Source organism: Oligoflexus sp., from assembly GCF_035638955.1.
Taxonomy (GTDB): Bacteria; Bdellovibrionota_B; Oligoflexia; order Oligoflexales; family Oligoflexaceae; genus Oligoflexus.
Map to the genome: position 1 here is coordinate 18670 of NZ_DASQYZ010000382.1, position 25252 is coordinate 43921.

At 53.2% G+C, this 25252-nt stretch carries 23 protein-coding genes; 10 read left to right on the top strand and 13 right to left on the bottom strand.

Annotated features, from left to right (window positions below):
• Positions 1-14: 14 nt before the first annotated feature.
• From VE954_RS33075 to VE954_RS33090, 4 genes are all read right to left on the bottom strand, one after another.
• A complete protein-coding gene (locus VE954_RS33075; protein ID WP_324961084.1) occupies positions 15-596 on the bottom strand; it encodes a YigZ family protein in 582 nt (193 codons plus the stop codon).
• 26 nt (positions 597-622) lie between these two features.
• A complete protein-coding gene (rpsU, locus tag VE954_RS33080; protein WP_141736758.1) occupies positions 623-823 on the bottom strand; it encodes a 30S ribosomal protein S21 in 201 nt (66 codons plus the stop codon).
• A 135-nt stretch (positions 824-958) separates the two neighbouring features.
• Complete coding sequence (aat, locus tag VE954_RS33085; RefSeq protein WP_324961087.1) at positions 959-1579, bottom strand: leucyl/phenylalanyl-tRNA--protein transferase; 621 nt, start codon at positions 1577-1579, stop codon at positions 959-961.
• A gap of 44 nt (positions 1580-1623) precedes the next feature.
• A complete protein-coding gene (locus VE954_RS33090; RefSeq protein ID WP_324961089.1) occupies positions 1624-3651 on the bottom strand; it encodes an HD domain-containing phosphohydrolase in 2028 nt (675 codons plus the stop codon).
• A 144-nt stretch (positions 3652-3795) separates the two neighbouring features.
• Here VE954_RS33090 and VE954_RS33095 point away from each other — a divergent pair, with 144 nt between their 5' ends.
• Positions 3796-4521, top strand: a complete 726-nt coding sequence (locus VE954_RS33095; RefSeq protein ID WP_324961091.1) for a 3'-5' exonuclease — start codon at positions 3796-3798, stop codon at positions 4519-4521.
• A 45-nt stretch (positions 4522-4566) separates the two neighbouring features.
• Here VE954_RS33095 and VE954_RS33100 read toward each other — a convergent pair whose 3' ends face one another.
• The 3 genes from VE954_RS33100 to VE954_RS33110 form a co-directional block, all read right to left on the bottom strand.
• Complete coding sequence (locus tag VE954_RS33100) at positions 4567-4848, bottom strand: HU family DNA-binding protein (protein ID WP_324961093.1); 282 nt, start codon at positions 4846-4848, stop codon at positions 4567-4569.
• A gap of 97 nt (positions 4849-4945) precedes the next feature.
• The gene (locus VE954_RS33105; protein ID WP_324961095.1) at positions 4946-5863 is read right to left on the bottom strand and encodes a metallophosphoesterase; all 918 of its coding nucleotides are present in this window, start codon (positions 5861-5863) and stop codon (positions 4946-4948) included.
• A 64-nt stretch (positions 5864-5927) separates the two neighbouring features.
• A complete protein-coding gene (locus VE954_RS33110; RefSeq protein WP_324961097.1) occupies positions 5928-8042 on the bottom strand; it encodes a lytic transglycosylase domain-containing protein in 2115 nt (704 codons plus the stop codon).
• A 254-nt stretch (positions 8043-8296) separates the two neighbouring features.
• Here VE954_RS33110 and VE954_RS33115 point away from each other — a divergent pair, with 254 nt between their 5' ends.
• The gene (locus VE954_RS33115; RefSeq protein WP_324961099.1) at positions 8297-9184 is read left to right on the top strand and encodes a hypothetical protein; all 888 of its coding nucleotides are present in this window, start codon (positions 8297-8299) and stop codon (positions 9182-9184) included.
• Between the two features lie 171 nt (positions 9185-9355).
• Positions 9356-10093 (top strand): hypothetical protein, encoded by a 738-nt coding sequence (locus tag VE954_RS33120; protein ID WP_324961101.1) that lies wholly within the window; start codon positions 9356-9358, stop codon positions 10091-10093.
• A gap of 50 nt (positions 10094-10143) precedes the next feature.
• Here the strand turns inward: VE954_RS33120 and VE954_RS33125 are convergent, their stop codons facing one another.
• Positions 10144-11811, bottom strand: coding sequence for a hypothetical protein (locus VE954_RS33125; RefSeq protein ID WP_324961103.1), 1668 nt, complete (start codon positions 11809-11811; stop codon positions 10144-10146).
• A gap of 201 nt (positions 11812-12012) precedes the next feature.
• On the opposite strand from VE954_RS33125, the gene VE954_RS33130 reads away from it, so the two are divergent.
• From VE954_RS33130 to bcp, 3 genes are read left to right on the top strand one after another with little or no spacing between them, the layout of a single operon-like run.
• The gene (locus VE954_RS33130; protein ID WP_324961105.1) at positions 12013-13395 is read left to right on the top strand and encodes a TldD/PmbA family protein; all 1383 of its coding nucleotides are present in this window, start codon (positions 12013-12015) and stop codon (positions 13393-13395) included.
• Positions 13395-14744, top strand: a complete 1350-nt coding sequence (locus VE954_RS33135; protein WP_324961107.1) for a TldD/PmbA family protein — start codon at positions 13395-13397, stop codon at positions 14742-14744. Before VE954_RS33130 ends, VE954_RS33135 begins: the two co-directional genes overlap by 1 nt.
• Positions 14745-14762: 18 nt before the next feature.
• Positions 14763-15239: a thioredoxin-dependent thiol peroxidase gene (gene bcp, locus VE954_RS33140; RefSeq protein ID WP_324961109.1), complete on the top strand. Its 477-nt coding sequence runs from the start codon at positions 14763-14765 to the stop codon at positions 15237-15239.
• On the opposite strand, the gene VE954_RS33145 is transcribed toward bcp, so the two are convergent.
• The 3 genes from VE954_RS33145 to VE954_RS33155 all read right to left on the bottom strand — a co-directional run bounded on the left by VE954_RS33145 (position 15236) and on the right by VE954_RS33155 (position 18296).
• Positions 15236-15694: a YbaN family protein gene (locus tag VE954_RS33145; protein WP_324961111.1), complete on the bottom strand. Its 459-nt coding sequence runs from the start codon at positions 15692-15694 to the stop codon at positions 15236-15238. The two genes, bcp and VE954_RS33145, sit on opposite strands and share 4 nt — an antisense overlap.
• Before the next feature lie 10 nt (positions 15695-15704).
• Positions 15705-17675 carry an alpha/beta hydrolase family protein gene (locus tag VE954_RS33150; protein ID WP_324961113.1) on the bottom strand — a complete coding sequence of 657 codons (1971 nt, stop codon included), beginning with the start codon at positions 17673-17675 and terminating at the stop codon, positions 15705-15707.
• A gap of 117 nt (positions 17676-17792) precedes the next feature.
• Positions 17793-18296, bottom strand: coding sequence for a hypothetical protein (locus tag VE954_RS33155; RefSeq protein WP_324961115.1), 504 nt, complete (start codon positions 18294-18296; stop codon positions 17793-17795).
• 303 nt (positions 18297-18599) lie between these two features.
• Here VE954_RS33155 and VE954_RS33160 point away from each other — a divergent pair, with 303 nt between their 5' ends.
• The 4 genes from VE954_RS33160 (at position 18600) to VE954_RS33175 (ending at position 23840) form a co-directional block, all read left to right on the top strand.
• Complete coding sequence (locus tag VE954_RS33160) at positions 18600-19418, top strand: TIGR02147 family protein (protein WP_324961117.1); 819 nt, start codon at positions 18600-18602, stop codon at positions 19416-19418.
• Entirely contained in the window at positions 19415-21175 is a 1761-nt protein-coding gene (locus tag VE954_RS33165) for a Kelch repeat-containing protein (RefSeq protein WP_324961119.1), read from the top strand. Before VE954_RS33160 ends, VE954_RS33165 begins: the two co-directional genes overlap by 4 nt.
• Before the next feature lie 148 nt (positions 21176-21323).
• On the top strand, positions 21324-22865 hold the full coding sequence (locus VE954_RS33170) for an ATP-binding protein (protein WP_324961121.1): 1542 nt from the start codon (positions 21324-21326) through the stop codon (positions 22863-22865).
• An 18-nt stretch (positions 22866-22883) separates the two neighbouring features.
• The gene (locus VE954_RS33175; RefSeq protein WP_324961122.1) at positions 22884-23840 is read left to right on the top strand and encodes an alpha/beta hydrolase; all 957 of its coding nucleotides are present in this window, start codon (positions 22884-22886) and stop codon (positions 23838-23840) included.
• Between the two features lie 8 nt (positions 23841-23848).
• Here the strand turns inward: VE954_RS33175 and VE954_RS33180 are convergent, their stop codons facing one another.
• Positions 23849-24262: a hypothetical protein gene (locus tag VE954_RS33180; protein ID WP_324961124.1), complete on the bottom strand. Its 414-nt coding sequence runs from the start codon at positions 24260-24262 to the stop codon at positions 23849-23851.
• A gap of 192 nt (positions 24263-24454) precedes the next feature.
• Positions 24455-25156: an energy transducer TonB gene (locus VE954_RS33185; protein ID WP_324961126.1), complete on the bottom strand. Its 702-nt coding sequence runs from the start codon at positions 25154-25156 to the stop codon at positions 24455-24457.
• Positions 25157-25252: the final 96 nt, after the last annotated feature.

Consider the following 25252-nt stretch of genomic DNA (forward strand, 5'->3'; position numbering starts at 1 on the left):
TGACCGCGGCCTGGCTATTTTTTTAAGTAGGGCGTGATGTTGTCCAGAAAGCCGTTTTTTTCCGCCTCTGGCAACTCCAAACAAGCTCGAAGATTCTCGCCAAACTCCCGATCCACAATCACAACTTTGTGTTTGCGAGCCAGATAATCGAGGCGATTCTGTTCTGAATAGGGCAGGGTTACCTCGAGATTCACCATGGGGACGTGTTCCTCCAGGGGCGCTTCCAGGATGAACTGTTTCGCCGTATTGCCATAAGCGCGAACCAGTCCGCCAGCGCCGAGCTTAATCCCGCCAAAGTAGCGAACGACAAACAAAACCAGGTTGATGAGGTTCTGACCGTCGATGTGCATGAGGATGGGTTTACCAGCCGTCCCGGATGGCTCCCCGTCATCGGAAACTCTCTGCTGCAGTTGGCCCTGTTCAAAAAATTTGTAGGTAAAGGTGATATGAGACGCATCCGGAAATTCCTTTTCCAGATCCGCCTTATGTCGCTTAAACGCATCGAGGGATTGGCACGGAAAGCCAATCCCAATGAAACGCGAGTGCTTTTCTATGAGTTCAATGCGATGAGATCTGAGTAGGACGCGCTGAGGCACACCTTCAACTTATCGTTGGAGGGAAATCAGGCCAGGCCCAGTTTTCTCAACTGCTTCATCAGACGCTTGCGAGCAGCAGCCTGCTTCTTCTTGCGCTTGATGGAGGGTTTTTCGTAGTGCTGGCGTTTCTTGAGCTCCGAAATAGTTCCGGCTTTTTCGACCTGCTTTTTCAAAGCTTTCAAAGCTCGTTCGACGCTGTCACCCTCTTTAAGTCTTACTCCTGGCATAAACTCCCCAAGATATATAGCATTCAACATTCTATCCTCGGCCCCATAGGCGGAGGGAAATTTGGAGCCCAATCCTAAACAATATTACAGGTGATTTCCAGACAATATTTACCCCATCGCATGTTTTTGGGCCTTTTAAGTCTCATGGTCGGGCTTGAGGTCAGACAGCACGAGGGGTTCAAAGCTGACTGACTGACGTACAGCATGCTGCAGACGCAGTTCATAGTCCCGGGCCGGGATCTGAATGGCGCCCAAGGTGCGCAAATGAGGCGTGAGGAATTGAACTTCCAAAAGGCTGAAACCCTTGGCGCGCAGGTGTTCAACCAGATAATAAAGGGCTGCTTTGGAAGCGTCAGTCACAGTGTGGAATTTTGACTCCGCGAAAAATGCCGCGCCAATCGCTACTCCATAGGTCCCACCGACCAATTCTTCATTCAGCCAGACCTCGAGCGAGTGGGCATGCCCATGGCGATGCAGCCGCTCATATGCTTCGGTGATCTCGGCATTGATCCAGGTTTCCGGGCGCGTGGCACAGCCTGCCATGACCCCCAGGAAGTCCTTATTGATGGTGACATGAAAGGAACTACGGCGCAGAGAACGCCGGAGGGAGCGGGAGCAGTGAAATCCATCCAAGGGTATGACGGCCCTTGGATCGGGATTAAACCAGATGATCTCTTCGGTTTCCGGATGCGGCATCGGAAAATAACCGTGTCGATACGCAGCAAGCAGCAGTTCAGGCGTCAGGATCGGTTGCATCAGCGGGGCCTTTGTATCGGAACGTGCAGGGTCCCGTTTCAGTCTTAAGATGCCTGCTGACTTTTATCAATCACAGCCTGATAAACTTGAGATTCCACAAAGAGTTTGAACAGATCGGCATCGACCTTGCCGGCCTTCACTTCCATTTCGATGATTTCCATCGCGCGTGGCACTGGCACCGCTTTTTTATACGGACGATCGGCTGCCGTCAGAGCATCGAAAATATCGGCGATCGTCATCATGCGGGTCTGGACCGGGATTTCATCGTCATGCGAACCACCCGGATAACCTGTGCCATCGAGTTTCTCATGGTGCTTGGCAGCGATCTGCGGCACGTTCGGGAACGAGCGGCCCCAGGGAATCTTCCGCAGGAATTCATAGGTATGAACCACGTGGCTTTGGATTTCGGCAAATTCCTCGCGCGTCAGCGATCCGCGTGAAACCGAAAGCGCTTCCAGCTCCCGGTAATTGAGGAACGGGCGGGTCCGCTGCCGGCCATCTCGGAAGGACATATTCGCAATGTCCTTGAGACGTTCGAAGCCACCCTGTTCAAGAACGGTGGGTTCGTTTGACTTCAAGATGAACTGCAGGAAATCCTCAAGTTCATTGACTCGATTTTCGTAAGTGGTGCGGAAGGTTTCAGGACCAAAGCCAGGCGCGATGGTGGTCTTGCCGCTCAAAAAGGCGATGTATTCCCGCAGATACTCGATTTCGAAGCGGGCGCGGATATGTTCAAAGCGCTCCAGCAAAAGATCGAGTTCCCACGGATAGAGCTTCTTGGCCTTGATAAGGACCTGTTCGCGCACGCCCAGCTTGCCGAAGTCATGCAGGAGTGAAGCGTATTCGATCTCTTTCAGCTGCTTTTTGTCAAAGCGCATATCCTTGAAGCGGCCGTTATCGACCTTGTTGATGATTTCAGCCAGACCCACGGTGAGCTTGGCTACGCGATGCGAATGACCGCTGGTGGTCGGATCCCGCTGTTCGATGGCGGTTACGGCGGCATGCACGAAGCCTTCGAAGAGCTGCTCCTTCTCCAACGTCAGCATAGCGTTTTCGAGCGCGATACCGGCCTGCTGGGCGACGATTTCCGCGTATTCCACATCGGTCTCATCAAAGGGCAGGACGTATTCGGTGAAATCCTTGATGCCCTTCAGATTCTTGGTATTGGGCCGCTTCCGGTTGATGAGCTGGATCACGCCGATCACGCGGTAGCTGATATCGTACATCGGAATGGTCAGCATCGAACGGCACTGATAGCCCGTGCGCAGGTCAAAGGTCTTATCATGCTTGGCATGATAGGGATTTTTGGTGGGGTCCTCGTCCAGATGATAAAGGTCGATGATATTAATCGCCTTCTGATGAATCACGGCACTGCCGACCATCGAATGTTCGCTGACCGGAATCACGAATTCCTCGAGTTCCTGGAACACGGATTCGTTTTGCGTCACCTTGAAGATGATTTTACTATCCGACTCGCGCTGATCGTTCCAGTCCACCGTATAGATGGAACCTGCATCGGCGTTGGTGATTTCCCGGGCTTTTTGCAAAATGAGCGAAAGCAGTTTTTTGCTGTCGCGCACCCCGTTCAGTTCGCGGGACACTCGGAGCACATATTTGACGTGCTCGTTGGTTTCCTTCACGTTTTTATTGGTTCGCTCGGAACGCAAAACCAGGGACTGCAGGCGGTGAAAGTTCTGGACGTCGATAATCAGCTGGCGGATACGACAGGGAAAGGCGAGCGAGCGAAAGTTGGCGGCTTCCAAAGTCGGAGGCAGGGCTTCCAGTTCTTCATCGATCCCGGTGCAAATAAAGCAGAGGCCGGAATCATTGGCTTTTGATAAGAAGACACTGACGGATGCCGCATCCTGCCAGGCTCGATCTTCAAAGAAGATCAGAGTGATGTCATCCTTCTGCAGACTGACCACGCCGTCCATGGGAACTTCAAATTGAAATCCCGACAGCTCAGGTGCCTGGTTCAAAGCGGCCGTGAGTTCCACAAAACTGCCGACCTGGATCGGGGATGTCTTGCTACTTTTGCCGTGGGGCTTATGCTCTTTGGCTTTTGAAGTCATGGGTGCTCGCTATAAGATGAGATCCCCAAATAGGGCCGGAGGCCGGGATCGTCCGCATGCCTTTATTTTACATCAATCTGGCGGTGCTAGCAAAAGAGGCAAAAACTCCCTAGTGACCGCCACCCTCTTTCTTAGGAGTCATGCATGGATTACGGTGTTGTTTTGGATTTGGAAACAACGGGAATCAATTGCGAAAGTGATCGCATTATCGAAATCGGCCTTATCGAATTCGGAGTGGGTGAGTCGGGAAAGCCTTCCATCACGACCATGTATAGTGGCCTCGAGGATCCCGAGCAACCGCTTACGCCGGAGATTCAGAAAATCACCGGTTTGAATGATGAGATGCTGCAGGGGCAAAAAATTGATTGGCCCCTGGTCCGGAAAATTCTGGAGCGGGCTTCCATTGTGGTGGCGCACAATGCGGAGTTTGATCGTAGTTTTATGCAGAAGCGCGGCGAGTACAGCGGACTCGAGGTGCATTGGGCCTGCAGTCTGAAGCATATCGATTGGGAAAATAAAGGCTATCGCACCCGCGCCCTGAATTATCTGGCGGCGGATCATGGCTTTGTCAACCCTTTCGCGCATCGCGCCCTGTTCGATTGCGCTACGACCTTTCGCATCATGGAGCCCTATTTCGCCGAGCTCGTGCAAAGAAGCTACTATCGAGAGGTGAGAGTCTTTGCCACCCGGGCTCCCTTTGAAACCAAAGATAAGCTCAGAAATAATCGCTATCGCTGGGACAATGAGCGGCGTGTGTGGTTCAAGGATGTGCTGGAGGATCAGTTGCCGGTCGAGCGCGACTTTTTAAAAGCAGACGTCTATACCGGGATGCAGGATATGCATCAGGAAGAAAATCTCGGCGGTTGTTGAGAGATAAGCGTTCCCGCCTCAAGGGCGGGAGCGCCTATTCGAAATTCATTTCGAAACGTTGACGGCTTGCTTCAGAAGCGCGCCTGGACGGAACACGGGAACCGTACGGGCAGGAATCTGAATTTCTTCACCAGTCTGGGGATTGCGACCCAGACGGGCCTTGCGCTTGGACACCGAGAACGTGCCGAAGCCGACCAGTTTTACGCCTTCTTTTCGCTTGATGTTTTTCTCAATCACAGTTGTGAATGCATTCAGAAAGCGGTCTGTATCAGCTTTTGTAGCCCCGGTTGACTTCGCGATAGCGTCGATAAGCTCGGAACGGTTCATTGTGAACTTCCTCCAAAACTAGCAGAGAATGATAATTTTCCCTGAAGGTAGCCTGATTAATCGCGCTAGGCAAGTGTTTTGCGTGCATTGAATAAATTTAGTGGTCACGGAATGAATAAAGATCCTTCAGGTCACTATCGAAGAAGGTGAATGTGCTGCCGGCCTTGCTGACTTTTACCCGAAGGAAACCATGGTTGGATTGCACGAACTGCGTTCCTGGATCATCCTTTCTGGTTTCATAAAGAGAGGCCCCACCACCGCCGCTGATAAACAAATCCAGCGAACAATCTGCGTCCTGTCGATGCTCAAGATGATGGGAATGGCCGGCAATGTAAGTGGCCCCCGTTTTGCACATGAACCAACGCAAAACACGACCAAGAACAGTGGCACCATACTTTCCGCTCGAACTGAAGATCGGGTGATGGCCTAACACGATGCGGACGGGCACCGACTTATCCATTAAAGACTCACGCAGAAAATCCAGCACGCAGTGCTCGGAAAACCCACAGATATCAGCGACATTGGTATCCAGGGCAATGAATTTTGCGATTTCGCCAAATTGCACGCTATAGAAGCGATGGGGCATACGCCAATGATTTTGGATTTGGGAGTAAGCGATTTGCGCGGCAGGATGACCTTTATAATCATGATTGCCGAGGATGGGGTAGAACGGAACCTTGCCAAGGCAGGCCTTTTCGTAGGGGTCACGGAATGCGGTTTGCCATTGAGGATCATCGACTGACTTTACGCCCGAAGGATAAAAGTTGTCGCCTAACATGAACACCGCTCGAACCGGATGAGTCAGGCAGTAACGTTCCAGGGCGTCGGCAAGCTTATATTGTTCGGGCAGTTCGCTGCCACTGTCGCCTAGAATAAGAAATTCCATCGTCTCCTCGCCTGGTTCATGGAGGACGATCGGATTTTCTTTGCGCAGGGGAGCCCGGAATCTCCAGGTCAAAAAAGCGACCAGGAAGGCCGCCGAAAGAATGGCGAGACATAGCGGAACACGGCGCATGTTCAAGATCCTCGGTAATGGCTGGAATTACTTAGAGGATAACAGCGCCGGTCCGGGTATGAAATCAAAAGATGTTGGTGTCAGGAAATTCCGTAGGCAGCTCTTTAAACAGGTAATTGGGCTCGCTTTGGGGCTCAGCCTGATAATAGCTGCTGTAGGTGTTCAGTACTTTTTTGACGTAATTCCGTGTTTCCGCGTAGGGAATGAATTCCACAAACGCATCGACTGGACAATTCTGGCATTCACGCAACCACTTGTTCACGGCCTGAGGACCGGCGTTATAAGCGGCCACAGCGGGAACTTCATGGCCGTTGTAGTAGTTGAGCAACAAGGCTAGATACAAACTACCATAAAGAAGGTTGGTATCAGCGGCCTGCAACTGGTCCAGTCTAAAATCCTGATCATCCAGCAGGCGGGCCAATCGAACCGCCGTGTAAGGCATGAGCTGCATCAAACCCTGAGCGCCCGCGGTGGACAGGGCGCGGGAATTGAACGCGCTTTCCGATTTGATGATACTCAGGATCAGATAGGGGTTCATTTCCGTGACTTTGCTAATCTCATAAACGTAATTGGCAAAAGGAATGTTTTCATTCCTGGCTCCACTAGCGGGAACGGTGACCGTCGATTTGAGGTTCGGCGAATCCAGACGTTCCTGCGGTTTAAAAGCAGCCAACAAAGCTTTGGGAGAAACGCTATCGTCGGTTGGAGCCTCGTCGGTCTCGGCAACGGCAGCAGCTTTATTCTTTTCAGCCAGATTGCGACCCTGGGTCAGGGCACTTTTGGCCAGCATTCCGTAATAGCCAGGCTGGGCCCGCTCGGTCAAAGTTTTAAAGAGCTGCTGAGCTTCATCCAGCTGACCCCCGCTGATCGCGGCACGGCCTCGCCAGTAGAGAGAGGCATCGCGGCGGAATTCGACTTCATTGAAAACATGTTCACCCTTGGTGCCCATGAAGCGACGCGCGATATCCAGGTTGCCACCGGCCAAAGACGTCCAGAAATAGTACCAGCGATAACGGGGATGATCCTTGCGTTTCATGAGTTGACTATAGAGTTGAGCCGCCTGAGGGAACTGACGCGAACTCATTAAGCTTTTGGCCTGGGATTCCTGAAAGAGGACTTCCAAAGGACTTGTGCCCTTGCTGGCTGTGGGATAGCGGGCCAGAGCTGTCTGGTGCTCACCCTTTTCAGAAAGAATGTAAGCGCTCCAGTTGGTCAGGTCATCCTTTAAACGCGCGGGCAAGTTAGGCTGACTCAGTCCAGTTTGCACCAGATTCAAGGCTTCATCATAAAGCTGCAGGTAGCTGTAAAGGCGAATCTGATCGACGATTTCCAGCTTTTGCGGCTGATCTTTCGAAGTGCGACGCATAGGAGTCGACACCAGACCCAGAATACGCTTCTGCTGATCCGGATCATGGGATGAGTTGCGATAGACTTTCTTCAACAGAGGAAAGGTGAATGCATAGGCCGGACTTTTCTTGCCTTGCGCATGTTCAATCAGACGATCCAGGCTGGCCTTGGCTTCTTCACTGACGGGATACTGATCCAGAAGGCCTTCGAGCTGCTGAAAGTAGGCGATGTTTTCGCCTTGGGCCAGATAGATGTCCGCAGCCTTGCGCAGGAAACGGTCACGGCGGACCGTCCGAGGGTAGCTCGTATAATAGCGTTTATAAACGGCGATGAAATCCGTATTGAGCTTCAGGGCATCATTGGTGTCGAGCAGCATTTCCACCAAAGACAAACGCAGCGGCTCCGGAGGATTGGCTTTCAACTGGGTTTCCAGCTGAAGTTTGGTCTCGGCATCGAGCAGCGCCGCATGGCGGAAACGGACTTTCATATGATCGATTTCCGCATCGAAGCGGTTCAATTCCGGCACGGTTGGATTGCGGAGGGATTCGGCAATCCCCAGGTAGGTCCGCGACAGCCGGTAATTGCTGTCCCAATAAAAGGCAGCCAGCATGATCGCAGCCTGCAGCCGCTTGGCCGGCTCCATATCGCTTTGCACCTGTTCTGCTAATGCATTCAGGGCGTTACGCGATTTTTCCTGCTGCTGTTGTTTCAAGGTGCTCAGCGCTTGCTTCAAAGTTTGGTCATAACTTGAATCCGCGAAAACAGTCGATGAGTTACCCGAAGTTACCAGGGTTGTGGCGAGCAGCAGAATGTGTTTCAGGTAGCGGCGCATCAATAGGGACTCCTCGAGGAAAGGCTCAATAAATTATCGGAAGCTTTTGGACATGACTTTATCCAAGCTTCGGGAAGCCAGTTATAGCGGGGTGTTAAAGGGTGAATATGGATCTCCCCCTATTTTACGGCAGAATCCTGACTTATGAAAATTTTTCCGTACATGGGGTCACAGCTTTTTTTCTTTAAGAAATCTTCGAAAATGTCGAAAAGGAAAGGATAAGATTCCATGCGACTAGGATGGGAGACTGGGCCTTGAAAAGCTTATGGACGACTTCGGCAGCTATGGCTTTGCTTTCATTGGCGTTTGGCTGTTCCTCGGAATCAGTCAGTCGACGCGGTGAGGCGGCTGCGGCCCGAGCTGTGGCCGCTGAACCCAAGCCGGGCGACGGCGATATTCAAACCGATCCGGGAAAATCAACCGATTTTGTGGCTCCGCCTCTGACAGAAGCTAAAAACAATGCAGCGCTCTCTGCTGAATTTAAAGCCAACATCGGTCTGGTCAGTAAAGTCTCGGCCACCGAGATTGTGCTGTTTGGTAAAGATGGCAAATCCTGGCTTTATAATCCGGCTGCAGATGCGCCGCCGACCCAGTTGGATGCTGTGATCGTGCAGCCCGTGAATTATAGCCTCTACACCCTGCCCGATGGCAAATTCTGGCTGGTCGGTCCGCAGGCTTTGGGACGACGCAAGGCTGGTGAGGCTGGAGCATCAGTACCGGTGGAAAACTTCAATACTTCGACCATCAAAGGCGACTGGGCCAAAGCCCGCGTGCTCTATGCCGCCGTTGATACCATCATTCTACAGCTCGATACCAATGTCGCCATCCTCGCGATTCGCAATGGTTCGCCCTCTGTGAGTCAGTTCAGTAGTACTCTGCCGGTGCCGCTCGAGGGCGGTATCGTGGCTGCGGGTGAAACCGAAGCCGGTGGCTATTGGTTTGCGGGCAAGGAAACCGTGGCCCTCCTGGAGATGTCTGGTTTAAGCCTGGCCTGGTCACGAGCCAAGGTTCCTCTTCAGGATCGTGCCGATTATTCACAGATCGCCATGCGGATTGACTCGACCAAGAAGGAAGTCACCGGTGATGCCCTATTATTTCAGGGTGATAGGTACTGGTCTGTGAGCGGAGCTGCGATCCAGTAAAGGTGGTTTCCGTAGACCGGGAACCTCCTGAAGATTTACAGACTGTCAGCATTCTGATTACCCCTTTGGATAGCCTAGCCTACGGGGCGAACAACCGCCCCGTTCAGAACCCCCTCCCTCTTCCCGATAAGTGTTCATACCTCTAGATCACTTCTCTTGAAGGGAATGTTCATGAACAAGTTTCTCGTAGCCATACCCATGATCCTGCTGGTGTCCTGCGGCAATCCCAAGGCACCGCAGCAGACGCAAGGCGCGCACGCGCAGTCGCAGATTCTGGGTGATACGGGCGTGACGATTTCGCGTGATATGTCCTCGACCCAGGAACACGACCTCACCGTGATCGTTGGCGACAAAAACATAGATATCAGCTACCACGATAGCGGTTTCAGCAATTTCGATGGTTATGGAGCCACGCTGAGCGAGGACGACAAAGCCGCTTTGAAGAAAGCTGCTGAAGTTTTCGCCCAGGCTTCCAATCTGAACGAGCAGTCTTCGGCCGATGATCAGGTTACTTATAAGATCCTGGACTATCTGTCCTATGCCCCATCCAATTATGCTTTCGAAAGCAATCGCTACGACAAGCAACTGGCTTTGAAAAACGAAGGCATCACCTGTATTAAGAAGAATACAATCGTGAAAGCGGAATGGAATACCTTGGCTGCGAGTTATGTGACCGAAAATATCCTGGTTGGTACCAACTGGCCGAACAGCTATGGTTGCATGGGACGGTGCGGAGCTAATTGCGGCAACTGGTTGCCCTCGTCATGGACCAAAGATTGTATGGACCATGATGCCTGTTCCTATCGCAACACGTCCAGCGGCGGTGCCGCGGATCCCAACTGCGGTGATGAATTCACAGAATCGGCTGATGACTGGACGTTTGGCGTGATCAACGGCTGTCGAGGCTAAGCAGGAAGACAGGGCCTTCGCAGCAGCGAAAGCCCTGTTTCACCATCTTCCTATAAGGTCTTGAGGAACATAATCAGATCCGCTTTCTGCGCTTCTGAATACATCTCCTGTCCGCCCTTCAAGAAAATCCCTTCATCATGACCCTTATTGCTCAGCCCGGCTAGGGTACTGTTGTACCGGCGAGCAGGATCAATTTTCCATTCAGGTGGCACCTGGTCACCTTCCGGATAGCCGTTACAGATTGTATCAAAGTCCAGGTCCTTATCGCGAGCTTCTCCAGCAAAATATGTGGTAGGCCGCTTGTCGCCTGCGGTCAGGACCGCGCAAAGGCTGGGAGCTGCATTATTGTGAAAGTAGGGCCAGCGGGCCCAGATGCCTTCCAATGGTGGCGGCACGTAACCCGATTGGACCTGGATGAGCACACCCTTGCGTTGCGAAATCGCCAGATCATTGAGCTGGAGAAGAGACTTCATCGAAGCCGCACGCTGGGGGTCGGTGCCAACATCAATCACAGGCGTATTAGTGAAGTAGCGAACGCGGATCGTCGCTAACAGCTCTTCTGCACTGAGCAGTGCCGCATCGGGTTGATCCCACGCTTTATCATAGGTCCCATGACATCGAACGCAGTTACCATTGAAAAGTTTCTGGCCGCGCTGGGCAGAGGCAAGATCAAGGGAGGCTGCTGGAAAAAAGTCGGTGTAACGAGGAGCCCGGGTCGAAAACACGGCAGCGGTGAGCTCATCGATGGCTTGCTGATTCTGATCGAGCCACGTTTCAAGGACCTTAAGATCAGTGCCGCGACCGATTTCATTCCACAGGATATTGGTATAAATGGGATTGCCGGACACGACGGAGCCATCGAGCAGGAATTTATTTTTATATTTAACATTCCACCAGGGCGCAGGTTTGCTGTCGGACACGATCGGGCGAATGGCATCGGGCCGAGGGAAGGTTTCGAACCAGCCTGAAGGTGTGGCATAGGCATCCTTCTGCCGATGCGAGAGCGAAAGCGCCACGTGGGCCAGGGATGTGTCCAGACCATCCTTGGCGGGCAATCGTGCTTCGACGCGAGCCAGGGAACGCTTCACCGATTGCAGCATGCGGCGTGACTCGCTGCTTAATCCAAGAGCAGCGCTGGCGAGGTGCGGTTCCACAAGGCTAAGGGCCTTTTTGCCTGTTACAAAAAATTCGTTGGCGCGGGGAAACCGATTGGTGAGTCCCGGAACGGGCACACCGAAGAGCTCACCCATGTGACAGGCCGCGCAACTGAAGCTGACGCCGGGCCCATTCTCCGTGTCGATGATGGACGTTCCGAGACGCCTGGCAAAATCGTGAGGAACCAGCGGGACATTGTAGATATTGTGCGCCGCGTCCGGCTCCGCAACGAGGCCTGCCAACGCTTCAAAATCATCAAAGGTCCTGATGCCGGAAAGGGCCTTGAATGCCTGCTGCAGAAGTTTGCGCAGGGGCGTTTCGTAGGTATCGATGAGAAGATCCTGAAGCAGTTCCAAAGGCACGGTGACACCTGTGACCTGCACAGGATAATTCAGACTATGCTGCCATCCCTTGTGTACATAATGCGCCTGCTGCTGCGGATCCAGCTGCAGAATGTTGGGACGCCCTTCCCGCGGAATGGATGCATCCTGGGTCCAGTCAGCCGCTCCCAGTTGCGTGGCCAAGGCCAGTGAACCCCAGGCCATCCAAAAGCCTAAACGCATAATGCCCCCTCCTGCAATGCGCCATAATTTTTTTCGTCTCGATTTGGTCTGCAGAAGATGTAGCCGAAGCGAGACGCCAATGTCAGTCAGCAATTTTTATCGCGACTTAATGACTGTGGCCAAAAGCGGCAGGAGTGGTTAAACTCCGGATAGAAGAGTGCTCAGTCTCATTGTGCCCTCGCGATGGAGTAAAGCCAAACCATGTTAGACGTCCAGATTGCTCAGGAATTGATTCAACAAGGACTTTCGTTTGGAGCTGATTTTGTCGACATTTATGTCGAGCAAACGGTTCACAGCGTGATCGCGATCAAGGATCAGAAAGTCAAAGATATTAAAACCGGAACCGACTTCGGCATTGGGATCCGTGCCCTGTTCGGTGACAAATCCGTTTATGGTTACACCAACATTGCAGAACGCGCGGAGCTGCTCCGAATTTTGGGCCTGATCTGCGGCCTGGATCAAAAATCCGGTTCGGGGCGGGCGCAGGCCTTGAAACTCCAGCGTACACCTGATCGCCAGCCTGCGAAACAAGGTCTGGATCGTGATGCCGGCTATGAAGAAAAAATCGCCTGGCTCATGAAAATCGATGAATATGCCCGTAAGAATCCGAAAATTGTGCAGATGGATATCGGCAGCCTTCAGAAGTGGCAGACCGTCCAGGTCTTCGATTCGGATGGTATGGCCATGGAAGATCAAAGGCATTACACCCGGCTGCCGCTGACGGCGATCGCTGCGGATGGCAGCAAACAGGCCCGCGCGTTTCATGGTCCTGGTGGCGGCAGTGGTTGGGAGTTGACGCAAGGCTGGGAGCCTGAGGAGATGGCGGATCTTTTGGTGAAGCGTGCGCTCACGGTTCTGCATGCCGATCCTTGTCCCGCAGGCAAGATGCCCGTGATTATCGATAACGGTTTCGGTGGGGTGATTTTCCATGAAGCCTGCGGGCATCTTTTGGAAACAACCTCGGTCGAGAAAAAAGCTTCGGTCTTTCACGATAAGATGGGCGAGATGATAGCCCACGAAGCCGTGAGTGCGGTGGATGATGGAACCTTGCCAGGTCTTTGGGGTTCATTGAATATGGATGACGAAGGCATGCCAACGCAAAAAACTCAGCTGATCAAAAACGGTCGATTGGAAGCGTTTTTGGTGGATCGCCTGGGTCATATGAAAACCGGCCACGCCCGCACTGGATCCGGCCGTCGTCAGTCCTATAAATTTGCCCCGGCTTCCCGGATGCGCAACACCTATATTGAAGCCGGTCCGCATAGGCTGGAAGCGATGCTGTCGACAGTGAAAGAAGGTCTGTTTGCCAAGGTCATGGGCGGCGGTAGCGTCACCCCAGGAACGGGTGACTTCAACTTTGCTGTGGAAGAAGCCTATCTGATTAAAAATGGAAAAATCGATCGACCTGTTCGTGGGGCGACGTTGATCGGCTCAGGTCCTGAGGTCCTCAGAAAGATTTCGATGGTGGGTCAAAACCTGGAACTGTCGCCCGGCATGTGTGGATCGGTGAGTGGTTCCATTCCCGTGACTGTTGGCCAACCTTCTTTGAAGGTGGATGAAATTCTGGTGGGAGGGGAAGCCTGATGGAATGGAAACAAGGTCGCGATATTTGTTTCAAGGTGCTGGATATGGCCCGCGATCTGGGGGTGCAGCAGTGCGATGTGATTTTGGAACGGGGCAAGTCTTTTTCCCTGAATGCCCAGCAGGGACGCATCGATAAATCCAAGGTCACGAGTACCCAGGTCATCGGCATCCGCGTTCTGCAGGATCAAAAGGCCGGCATTGCGGCCAGTGAATCTTTGGAAGATGCGGCGCTGAAACTTTTGGTGAAGCAGGCGCTGGATACCTCACGCTATTCCAGTCCGGATCCCTATCAGGCGATTGAACAAAAGAATGCCAAGGATCTGATTGAAATCCAGTCATCGATGAATCATCCGGATTCGGCAGCGGTGAAAGAAAAAGTGGATCTGGCCCTGCGGCTGGAACATGAAGTGCTGGCGAAGGATAAAAGAATTCGCAACGCTCCCTATAATGGCTATGCCGATGGCGAAGGCGAGCATTTCTATGCCAACCACCTCGGGACGTTTTGCTATCAAAAGGAACGCAGCTATTCCTGCTACACCTCGGCCCTGGCCAGTGAAGGCAGCACCCAGGCGATGTATTCGGGATCGAGCGTGAGCCGCACGTTTATCGGTCTGGATCCTATTTACTGTGTGAAGCAAAGCGCCGAAACCGCTGTGCATCTGCTCAGTGCGAAAGCTGTGTCGACCGGACGTTACGATGTGATCTTCGACATTGATGAATGGCAGAGTCTTTTGGGAGCCTTCCTGGGAGCCTTTTCCGCCAAGGCTGCGATGGAAGGGACGGCGTACTATCGCGATAAACTCGGACAGAGCATTGCCTCGAGTGACATCACCATCCGCGACTGTCCCCAGTATTCCGAAGGATTTTCCTATACTGGTTTTGATGACGAGGGTTTCGTTCGCAAGGATATGGTGCTGGTCGACAAGGGCGTGATGAAAAGCATGTTCCATAACAGCGCCACCGCCCGCTACTTTAAAGTTCCCAACACCGGCCACGCGGCACGTGGTCCACGGGGATCACTCGGGACGAGCAGCACGCAGCTTGTTCTGGATAAGGGGCGCACGCCGGTCAAGGACCTCTATACGGGCACCGTTCTGAAAGTGATTTCGCTGAAAGGCCTGCACTCCGGCACCAATGCGATCTCCGGATATTTTTCGCTGGCGGTGGAAGGGCTTTTGATGCGTGACGGACGGACGGATCAGTACGTGAAGGACGTGACCCTCTCTGGAAACTTCTACGAACTTTTGCAGCAGATCCAGGCCGTCGGGGATCGTCTCGAGCCCAGTTCATCGTTCAGCTTTTTCAGCCCCCAGATCCGTTTCGGTGGGCTCAGTGTCGCGGGCAGCTAACTTAAGAAAGGACAATGGATGAGTGATTTCCTGGAAGTCGGAGCCAAAGCCCCTGCTTTTTCCCTGCAGAATCAAGACGGTGAAACCGTCAGCCTTAAGGATTTCAAGGGTGAAAACATCGTGGTGCTTTACTTTTATCCTAAAGCCATGACCCCAGGCTGCACCACGCAGGCCTGTGGCCTTCGGGATAGCAAACGGAAATATACGAACAAGGGCATCGTTGTGCTTGGCGTAAGTCCGGATGCCCCTGACAAGCTGGATAAATTCCGCGTCAAGGAAAAGCTCAACTTTGACCTTTTATCGGACCCGGACCATGCGGTGGCCGAGTCCTATGGTGCCTGGGGCTTGAAAAAGAATTATGGGAAGGAGTATATGGGTGTGATCCGCAGCACCTTTATCATTGGCAAGGACAGCAAGATCATGCATGTCATGCCCAAGGTGAATACCAAAACGCATCATGATGATGTGCTGGAATGGATTCAGGCCAACTCTTAACGGAGCGACCCATCCTGCGGCTTGATCGGTCGATCGGGATTGGGGCGCGTGGCGATAAACGCGGCCACCAGAAGGCCGATGACCGCCAGCAGGATTTTGACGCCCATGATGGGCACGATGAAGACCACAGTGGGGGTCATCGTGAACGTCAGCAGCGTGATTGCCAGGATTTTGTTTTTACGCCTGATGCCACCGGTGGTTTTCCAGTCGCGCAGCGAGGGACCAAACCACTGGTGATTCATCAGCCAGTTATAAAAGCGTGGAGAGCTGCGGGCGAAGCAAACCGCCGCCAGCAGAACAAAAGGCATGGTGGGCATGATAGGCGTGAACACCCCAATAAAGCCCAGCAGCAGGAAAAACATCGCGAGGCCGGTCATCGCATAGCGTCCGGAGCGCGACTGGATGAGCCGCACCTCGTGACTGTAATCGATTTCTTCCCGCTTGCTTTTGTTCAAACACGATTCCTTAGACGGACTGTGACGGTTGCTCGCGCTGACCGTACTGCAAAGCCAGGGAACTGGAACTTGTTTCCATCAGACTTTTCACAAAAAAATCCGTGACCCGTCGCGCATAATCGTAGCGTGTGGTCTCGTGCTTCCACCCATGGCCTTCGTGCTCATAGGTTTTCAACTGCACGGACGTGCCTTGTCTTTCCAATAAACTCTGCAGCTGCTGCATTTGTTCCAAGGGAACCAGCTTGTCTTTGGCTCCGTGAAACAATGCCAGGGGTGTTTTGATCCGACCGGCACGCAGCAGCGGCGAGCGAGCCAGCATTTCATCACGCGTGCAGTCACCCAAAGCCCATTTCATTTCGGCCCTTTTCAGGGGAGCGCAGCGCTGGAGAAGATCTGGTAAATCCAGATAAGGATACACGGCAACAGCCGCCTTGATCAGTCTGGGAAAACGGATGAGGATATTCAAAACAGTCATGCCGCCAGCGGCTCCGCCCCAAATGCCAACCCGGTTAGGATCGATGAGGCCCTGATCACCCAGAGATTTCACGGCCGATGCCACATCTTCGGCATCGATCAAACCCCAGCGTCCTTCCAGGGCCCTTTGATAGGTCGAGCCATAGCCCCAGCTGCCGCGATAATTCACGTACAGAAAGGCAAAGCCCAGCTGCGTAAAGAACTTGGCTTTCGCGGGCCAGCCGGCGCTGACCTGATCCACAGGTCCACCATGAACGGCAATAATTAACGGCAGCGGTCCACTGCCATCCTTGGGTTGATAGAGAAGGCCATGCACGGTTTCCCCATCAAGGCTGGGCCATTCCACGCGCAAAGGCGTTTGCGATTGAGCGCGATAGGGCTGCTTCAGGCGCACGCGATTGGCTTCATACCAAGTGTCGACATCATACTGCCAGGACCGAAGTCCAGGCAGGCTTTGACTCGATGCGCTGATCACAGAAAGGTGCCGTCCATCCGGTGAAAAACGCGGCTGATCCAGCCAGCTGTCCCGGGTGCGTGGGGCTTTCCACTTCTGCGGATATTCGTCGGTTGCATAATGATAGTGGACGAAGTGCGACGCGCCTTTTTCTGCGGCGATACCCAAAACCAGAGGGCGATGCGGATGCAGTGCGAATTGCGGTTGCTCGGCGCCACGCGGCGGCTTCGCCAGCTCAGCCTGAGCATGGCTGATCTGCTGCCAATGCTGACGGGCGATGTCGTAGGACCAGAATTGATACCATTCTCCCGTACGAATCAGCGCAATCACATAGCGGCCGCACGGACTGAATGCGGCTTCTGAACAGCTCATCGGCACCGTTCCCACCTGGGGCGGTTGCAAGGGGCGGCCTGCACGCGGTACGGGACGCAGGTCCTGCATGTCATAATCAGCAATATAAAGTCGGGCGGATTCCCAAGGGACATCATGAAGCGGCCAGGAAATATACAGCATCATGGCTTTATCGGGGTGCCAGCGCACATTCCGAAGAAAGCCCGGGACACGGAGAACACTGCGAACTTCCCGGTCCTGACGTAAGCGTGAGAAAATCTCCAGTTCCTCTTCATGGCCATGCTCGCTGATCCACGACAGCCAGCGCTCGCGCGGATCAATCTGCAAACCTAAAGAGGGTGGGATGCGAGCCAGGACGGTTTTGCGGTCGTAGCCAGTTTGCCAGAGCACCAGCTCCTGAGCCCGCACCGGTCGAAATCGGGAGCCATCTTTGGTCCAGGAATAGAGGGTCAAAGCCTGGGGAGCCAGACCGTAGGTGCCACTTTTGGCCGCAACAAAGGAACCGCCTCCCTGATCAAGTTCGGCGTGAAAGTCGACGGGTATCCGAGGGTCTTCCGTCAAAGACGACGATGAGCCGTCCATATAGCGGACGCCATGGTCGCGTGCGGTCAAAAAAGCAAGCTGCTGCTCTGGTGTCCAGAGATACTCTCGCACGAAACTTTTTTCCGTCATGCTGAGTAAGGTATCCGCAGTAATTCGCATTATGATTTGTCTCTTCAGCAAAAAGGTCGCGCGCTGAAGATGCTAGCAGTGCAGGATCCAAAACACAAGGAATACAGATGTTTTATGCAGGTGGTTCTGGATCGCCGTTGCGGAAAATTAACGAAATCCTCCCGACTCGCCTTGTGAACGCAAAGTCAGTTGATTGGCGAGTAGCGTCAAGAGGATGTCTCGTGCGCTGGTCTCATCCACGCTGAAGCTGGATTGCAGACGCTCGATACATGCTTCAAAAAGTTGACGGCGACGGACGCCAGGAATCGATTCATCACGCCGATCGACGAAGACCACGACCAGAGTTGTTTCGCAGGGCGGCTTGCAATTGCGATGCAGGTAAAAGTCGTTGCCCAGGATGGGATAGCTGACTGTTCCGCGAGCGATTTCTTCCGTGCCGTAAAAGAAATCTTCAAAGGCCTGATACACAAACCCGCACTTCGAACAGGTCTTGGGAAAAGGTGTTTTCAAACGGCTTTTCAAAAATCCAAGCGACTTCGAAAGGGTTAGGGAAATTTGAACGATTTCGTCAATTTCCCGGTGCAGCATTTCCTGAGCAGCATCATGAATGGAGGGCTTAGGCGCGTCAGCAAAGACGGGTACACTACTCATAACACGAACCTCATCAGCCGGAATTCTATTCCTCACAAAACACCCTTCGGCAAACTCGAGGGGCTGGCCATTCTGTGTGCAGTCCCGGAGACTTGCGTTGGATAGGGCTTTCCGGCTGTCTCACACGATAGTGATTTCCTGACGCTCGGTCATTTATTTCAGAAAGTAATTAATTTCGATTAGGTTTTTTACGCCAAAACGGCTCTTCCTGTCGGCCAGTAAGCTTACAGAACACTTTGTTCCGTGCAGCTGGACAGAAGTGTTCTGTGTGCGTTATGAAAATAATGAGGGAGTCATATTCATATGGAAGCAAGAGCTACTGACTATCGTCTGATTTTGCAGAAGGAACTGACCAATCGCTGCGATCAGAATCCCCGGTATTCGCTGCGTGCTTTCGCTCGAGATTTGAAATTGTCTCCATCACGTCTGAGCGAGATTCTGAATCGAAAGCAGGGCCTTTCCCGCACGGCCGCGCAGAAGATCGCCAGTGTTCTGGGATTTGATGAGCGTGAAACACTGTACTTCTGTGACTTGGTTTCGATTCGACACGCCAGAAGTGTGAAAGAACGCGAGGAAGCCAAACTCAGATTGCTCAAAGTGGACTTTGAAAAGGAGCGGGATAGTCGGTTTCAGTTGCAACTCGATGCCTTTAAGATTATTTCTGACTGGTATCACCTCGGAATACTGGAACTCATGAAGTGCAAGGACTTCCGGCACGATACCAAATGGATCGCCAGACGGCTTGGTATTCCACTGATCCAGATCGAATTGGCGGTCGACCGATTGATCCGCGTGGGTCTTCTGAAAAAAGAAGACGATGTTTACGTTGCCATCCAGGAGGACGGCTGGGTGCCGGGCGGAGTTCCCTCGGGAAGCATCCGCAAGTTTCACCGCCAGGTTCTGGAAAAAGCCATCCAGGCCATGGGCGTGCAGCCCGTTCAAGAACGATTGTTTTCGACACATTTTCTGACTGTAGATCGAAGTGATCTTCCCGCGGCCTTTGAGGCCATCCAGGATTTTCAACGACGATTCTGCGCTCAGTTTCAAGGCGAACAGCCTAGGGAATTGCTCTACTGCATATCAATGCAACTCTTTAAGATTGTGGAGGAGGGAACGGTATGAAAAAGTTTGGAATAGCCGCGCTCTTAATCGGCCTCAGCCCGCCTTTTGCGATGGCGCAGCTGAAAAACCTGAAACCGCTGCCGAATCTTGACAAGGATATTCCTGTTAAGGTGGGCATTGAACCCGACCTGCCTTACGTGACGCCAGGCGGCAAGCTCGGACACTGGGGTGTGGGCAATGGCGGCGACTGGATGCGTATCAACTTCGCTCGGGCGCGTGAGTACGCGGCGAACGTGGTGCTTCGCATCAATCCTAATTCTCTATCGCGCATTCAATCGGCCAGCGTTCGCGAATGGATCATCAAGAATCAAAAGTTCCTGGCTGCTGATATTTTGCAGACCGAACACGTATGGGTGAACGAGGCCAAGCCAACCTGTGCGTTTACCGTTCCCCCCGGAGACGATGGCAAAATTCCTACGGCCAATCCTATCCAGTTTTCCTATCCGACCTGCCGGACTCAGTTGCAGTGCTCCGCGGATGACAAGCCTGCGGATCCCAATGCACCGATCAACTTTTTGGAAGTGGCGCAGCTTCTGATTCATGAAGCGGCGCACCATTTCAATGCCGATGAAACCACAGCAGATCTGATCGCCATTGGCATTATTGATGCGTGGCGGAGCGGTCTGATGGATGCCATTCCTCTGGGTTTGACAAATGCTCCGGTCAGTAGCCAAAAGCATGCTGCGGTGTGGACCGGTGATCGAATGATTGTGATCGGTGGTTTCCGCGATGAGAATGCAGCGGCATCCCAGCCTGCTCATTTGAATGCGGCGCATTCCTACGATCCGGCCACGGGGCAGTGGACCGATCTGAATCCACCCGCCTGGTTTACGCCTCGAAGTCAGGCGAATGCCGTCTGGACCGGTTCGGAAGTCTTGATCTGGGGCGGTTATAACGGAACGACCGATAGCACAACCTGGTCGTTCGATGGCGCCCTTTATAATCCAAGTACCAAGGTCTGGACGCAAGTGGGCAAGCCTGACTTTTGGACACCAGCACAACCTCTGGTCACCCTTTATCCGGCCCAGACCGCCGTGTGGACTGGTGACAAGGCGATCATCTGGGGCGGCTACGATGCCAGCAATTATGCGCTCGGGGCCATCTTCGACGTTGCCACACGTACCTGGTCAAAGATGAGCACAGGAGCCAATGCGCCGCGCACTCAGGCTGGTCATTCGGCGGTTTGGACGGGTAAATCGATGATCGTCTGGGGCGGTCAAACGGCGAACAATGCTATCACTGATTACGGCGCCGTTTACACGCCAGCGACCAACAGCTGGAGCCCTATGATTGACAACGCGCAAAAAATGCCAACCGCGCGCGCGGGACACCAGGCCGTGTGGACCGGCAGTAAGATGGTCGTGATCAGCGGCGGTGGTTCGGGAACCAGTACGGATCTGACTTCCACCGGCGGACTTTATGATCCTGATAAGAAACAGTGGACCCCCTATAGCAGCGAACTCATGACCGAACGTTGGGGCCATCGCGTTGTGTGGAACGGCGAAGAGGTTCTGCTCATCGGCGGGCAATCCAAACGTTTGTCCACGTTCTTTGGCGAAGTCTATGCGTTTAATCCCGAGACCATGCGCTGGCGAATTCTGCCAGGGACTGTGCCACCGGCAGAGTCACCAGAGGTCACCACACCACCTAAACGTTCGTTCTCTTCCATCGTTTGGACGGGAAGCAGCGCCCTGGTCTGGGGTGGGTTTGCCGGAGACAAGACAACGCAGCGTTCAGGGGCCCAGTATTTCCCCTAATAACACATAAAAATCAAAGAGTTCCATCACGCAGCCCTCCCTCCGGGCTGCGTTTTTTTTGGTCCCCTTTGAAATCTTTAATGTTTATTGAATTCACGCCGATCCCCTTGCCAAGAGAAACCGCGCATCATGCGTAGGCGAGGTGGTAATGGAAGGCAATAACGGGGACAAACTACTGGTGGCCGATGCCATGGATACCAAGCCATGGACCATTCCGCAGGACACCAAAGTTGAATATGCCCTGACGCAGCTTGTTCAGATGCAGCTGGAAAGCTGTATTGTTATCGAAAAAAACGGCAGCATTCGCGGTCACCTGGACAGCCGCGATCTCGGTGCTGCCCAAGTCGATGGCAGGAAGCGTAAAACCGTTGCTGAACTTCTGACCCAACCGCCTTTCACAGTGGGCCCCAAAGCTGATTTGCTGCAGACCCTGGACGACATGAAAAAGCGCGGCCTGCGCTTCGCCGTTGTCATGGATGGGACCACTCTGGTCGGCGAATTACGGCTGAGTGGAGTCGGCGCTCGCCTGTCTGAGCTTCTCGGACGACAGGCGAAAGAAGTTGTTGAACTGCGCGCCGACAGCGATCGCAAAGATGAATACCTCGGCCTCGTTTCCCATGATATGCGCGCCCCTCTGACTGTGATTTCCTTATCCACGGATTACCTTCTGGCTGAAGAAAGCTCGCGAACGCTGAGCCAGGATCAAAGGTCCTTTGTCGAACGTATCAAGCGTAACGGGGAAATGGCGTCCTCGATGATTCACGATATCTTGGATGTCGTGCGCCTGGAACATGGCTTTCGGCTCGACTACCACGTCATCCGCTTCAGTGAATTACTGAATGAAAGCATCCAGAACCTGCAGGTTGTGGCTGCGAAAAAGAAAATTACCTTTCAGGTTACGCATGATCAGGACATCCAGGTGAATCTGGATCCCAATCGCATGCGGCAGGTGATCGAAAACTTGCTGATCAATGCCATCAAGTTTTCACCCCAAAGTGGTCAGATCTTCATCCGGACATTTCTGGCTCAAAAGGCCAGTGGCACGCACCTCGCGTTTCAGGTTCGCGATCAGGGTGAGGGCATCCGCAAGGAAGACGAATCCAAGGTCTTTGAAGCCTTTGTTCAATCCGGCCGTTCCAATCAGGGCAAGGATGGTGTGGGCCTTGGCCTGGCCATCGTGCGTAAATTCGTGGAATTCCATCAGGGCACGATTGAACTGGACGGCGGCTGGCAAAAAGGTGCGAGCGTGACCATCTTCATGCCGAACGCTTCCGCTGTCTCGATCGCTCCGCAAAAAACGGCTGCGATTCAGGGTCCTGTGGTTTTGCTGGTTGAAGATGATGAGGCCATTCGCGAATTCTATAAGCAGTCGCTCGAAGATTACAAATACCATGTGCTGGAAGCCGGCGACGGAGCCGAGGGCTTCGCCCTATTTCAAAAGCATGCGGTGGATCTCGTGCTCTCCGATATTCGGATGCCCAATGTTGATGGACTGGAATTCCTGGCCCGCATCCGCAGCTCGGGCAGTGATGTTCCGGTGATCCTCTGCAGTGGTTACTATGTCGGCCTTGAAAATGACCTGACCAAAAGCGATCACAAACCCAATCGCATCATAGATAAGCCGTTCAAAGTCAAAGACATGGTGGAAGCGATCGAAGATCAATTGCGACGCTATAAGCAGGCCTCATAAGTCAACGGAGACGATTCGATGAAATTGGCACTCGCTCTGCGGGATGAACTTCTACGGAATATTCCAGCTCGCTGGAAAGAGAATGTTGGCGAAGATTGTTATGAGCAGTATCTGAAACTGCGACTTAAATTTCTGAAGGCCCGCGTGGAGCAAGCCGGTGGCGAGCACAAGATCGAATATATGATCGCCGATCAGGGGCGACCCGAGAAGTTGATTTTTCTGCCGGGTTTCGGTGACAGCAAGGAAAACTTTTACAATGCCGCTCAATTCCTGGTGAATGAGTGCGATGTGATGATTCCTGATATGCCCGGTTTCGGCCGCAGCTTCAAACGCAAAGGTGAAACTTACAGTCTCACCAATTACGCGAAATGGATGACTGCCTTCATCGAGCAGACCGGCTGGGTTGACTTTCATCTGGTCGGCAACTCTTTGGGTGGCGCCGTGGGCGTAAAACTAGCCCTCAGCATGCCCGAACGTATCAAATCGCTGACACTGGTTGATTGCGCCGGCATCGTTCTGCCCGACCAACCGTCGATCTATCAGGAATTTTTGGACGATCGCAATATTTTCGCGATCGATACGCCGCTGCAGTTCGAGTACTTTCTGAATCGCGTTTACCATACGCCGCCCGTGATTCCACCCTTTATCTGGGATCATATTTATCGAGATTACCAGAAACACTCCAAGTGGCACAAGAAAGTCTTAACCGACCTTTTGGAAGGTGTTCAAACCCTGGATGATCCTCGTCTGGATGAATTCACGTTGAACCGCCATCTCAAACACATCAGCGTCCCCACCATGATCGTATGGGGAGACGAAGACACCTTTTTCCCGCCCGCGACAGCTGATTTTGTGCATAGCCAGATTCCAGGGTCCGTCCTCTACCTGCTGGCCGATCGCGGCCATGGTCCTCAGGTTGAAGCACCTTTGCAGTTTGCGCAGCTCATGAAGAAGTTTATGCGGCGTCACCGGTAGCCTTAGGGCTACATGTGCCACTGATCGCGAATTTTCGCAGCATCCTGACCTTCCCAGGCCAGCGAAGAAACCTTGGTGCGGGTGCGAAAGCGTGGCAGCTGACGAGCGGCTTCAAGAGTCAGTTGACTGTGCGTGCCTCGATGCAAAAGTTTGGGTTTAAAGTTGGCTGGCTCTCTGTGTTGCGGTAAAGACTGGACCGGTTCGGTGTGGTTCCGAACAAAGCCGAGTTCCAGGGCCATCCTTTTCATACGCCATGAATAGATCCCCCAGAAAGCCACGACCCCGAGCGGTAAACCCAATGTTAAACTCATCGTGGGAATGTCCCCCTTCGACCGCCACGCGGCAAAGAGAGCAACTCCCAACATTCCGACAGCAAACGATAACGCCGATTTAGTGAAGTCCCTATGATCAAACGTAAGCATAGTGGTCCCCTCCTCTATGCAGGCTCCAGTTCCTGTCTTCGGATTTCGGTTTCCAAAAACTGAACGAGGGCTTTGATCTCAGGTTCTTCAGGCTTTTTCGTTTTCAGAGATATTGATGCAAATCGATGAGCCTTACTTATGAATCGTGAATTCCTCCTTCAGGCCCTCGATACGACTTGGGAATCCGTCGCCTCACTCCAGGTTCAGACGAATTTTAACTTCGGTCCAGCCTGCCAGCGGTTGTCCTAAAGGGTTTTTACGCGGAGAAAAGCGGGCATTGCGCGCGGCATTCAAGACTCGTTCATCCATGCCGAAGCCGATTTTTTTTCTGAGTTCCGCCTCGACGACTTTGCCCTGGGTATCGACGTAGACTTCCACTACGAACGAACCTTCCAAAGCATTTTCCTCGGCCTCGGGTGTGTATTCTGGCTCGATGAAACTGCCGTTGATCAATTTCGCGTCGGCACTTAAATCACGATCGAGCTTTCTAATCTCTTCGGGTGAAAGACGTTTGCCCTCGTCGGGCACCATGGTGGTATTGCCGGCCGGTGCACTGAATGAACCTTTGCCGCCTTCCACAAACGATTCCTTGCTCAGTCCCATCACCGGTTGGGGTGGGGGCGTATTGTCCGCGGTCTTGACCGCTGGCGTGGCTTTGGGCTGCGGCGCGGGTTTCGGTTTGGGGGCTTCGGTCGGCTTGGGTTCGGGCGTGGGCGGGGCCGCTTCCACGGGCTTTGGCTTTTCGACGACGTTGACCGCGACCTTGGTGTAGGTGCGCGCGGGTTCGGGACGAGGGATATACTGGACGACGGAGAAAAACATAAGGTGCAAAACCAAAGATGCACCCCAGATGCCGAGGGAGATGGAAAAACCTGTTCGTCGCAAGATGTCCATGCACGATCCTATTTTATGAAAGCCCGGTGTTGACTTGACCGGAGCGGCCGCGTCCCTATAATACCTCAGGTGATCGGGATCCGAGTATAACGGAAA

Bases quoted from the DNA above. Each gene is read 5' to 3' on its own strand.
- VE954_RS33170 (WP_324961121.1), top strand. From the start codon at position 21,324: ATGGAAGGCAATAACGGGGACAAACTACTGGTGGCCGATGCCATGGAT.
- VE954_RS33125 (WP_324961103.1), bottom strand. From the start codon at position 11,811: ATGCGTTTAGGCTTTTGGATGGCCTGGGGTTCACTGGCCTTGGCCACG.
- rpsU (WP_141736758.1), bottom strand. From the start codon at position 823: ATGCCAGGAGTAAGACTTAAAGAGGGTGACAGCGTCGAACGAGCTTTG.
- VE954_RS33160 (WP_324961117.1), top strand. From the start codon at position 18,600: ATGGAAGCAAGAGCTACTGACTATCGTCTGATTTTGCAGAAGGAACTG.
- VE954_RS33120 (WP_324961101.1), top strand. From the start codon at position 9,356: ATGAACAAGTTTCTCGTAGCCATACCCATGATCCTGCTGGTGTCCTGC.
- aat (WP_324961087.1), bottom strand. From the start codon at position 1,579: ATGCAACCGATCCTGACGCCTGAACTGCTGCTTGCTGCGTATCGACAC.
- VE954_RS33150 (WP_324961113.1), bottom strand. From the start codon at position 17,675: ATGCGAATTACTGCGGATACCTTACTCAGCATGACGGAAAAAAGTTTC.
- VE954_RS33095 (WP_324961091.1), top strand. From the start codon at position 3,796: ATGGATTACGGTGTTGTTTTGGATTTGGAAACAACGGGAATCAATTGC.
- bcp (WP_324961109.1), top strand. From the start codon at position 14,763: ATGAGTGATTTCCTGGAAGTCGGAGCCAAAGCCCCTGCTTTTTCCCTG.
- VE954_RS33185 (WP_324961126.1), bottom strand. From the start codon at position 25,156: ATGGACATCTTGCGACGAACAGGTTTTTCCATCTCCCTCGGCATCTGG.
- VE954_RS33090 (WP_324961089.1), bottom strand. From the start codon at position 3,651: ATGACTTCAAAAGCCAAAGAGCATAAGCCCCACGGCAAAAGTAGCAAG.
- VE954_RS33135 (WP_324961107.1), top strand. From the start codon at position 13,395: ATGGAATGGAAACAAGGTCGCGATATTTGTTTCAAGGTGCTGGATATG.
- VE954_RS33105 (WP_324961095.1), bottom strand. From the start codon at position 5,863: ATGCGCCGTGTTCCGCTATGTCTCGCCATTCTTTCGGCGGCCTTCCTG.
- VE954_RS33165 (WP_324961119.1), top strand. From the start codon at position 19,415: ATGAAAAAGTTTGGAATAGCCGCGCTCTTAATCGGCCTCAGCCCGCCT.
- VE954_RS33130 (WP_324961105.1), top strand. From the start codon at position 12,013: ATGTTAGACGTCCAGATTGCTCAGGAATTGATTCAACAAGGACTTTCG.
- VE954_RS33180 (WP_324961124.1), bottom strand. From the start codon at position 24,262: ATGCTTACGTTTGATCATAGGGACTTCACTAAATCGGCGTTATCGTTT.
- VE954_RS33175 (WP_324961122.1), top strand. From the start codon at position 22,884: ATGAAATTGGCACTCGCTCTGCGGGATGAACTTCTACGGAATATTCCA.
- VE954_RS33100 (WP_324961093.1), bottom strand. From the start codon at position 4,848: ATGAACCGTTCCGAGCTTATCGACGCTATCGCGAAGTCAACCGGGGCT.
- VE954_RS33110 (WP_324961097.1), bottom strand. From the start codon at position 8,042: ATGCGCCGCTACCTGAAACACATTCTGCTGCTCGCCACAACCCTGGTA.
- VE954_RS33155 (WP_324961115.1), bottom strand. From the start codon at position 18,296: ATGAGTAGTGTACCCGTCTTTGCTGACGCGCCTAAGCCCTCCATTCAT.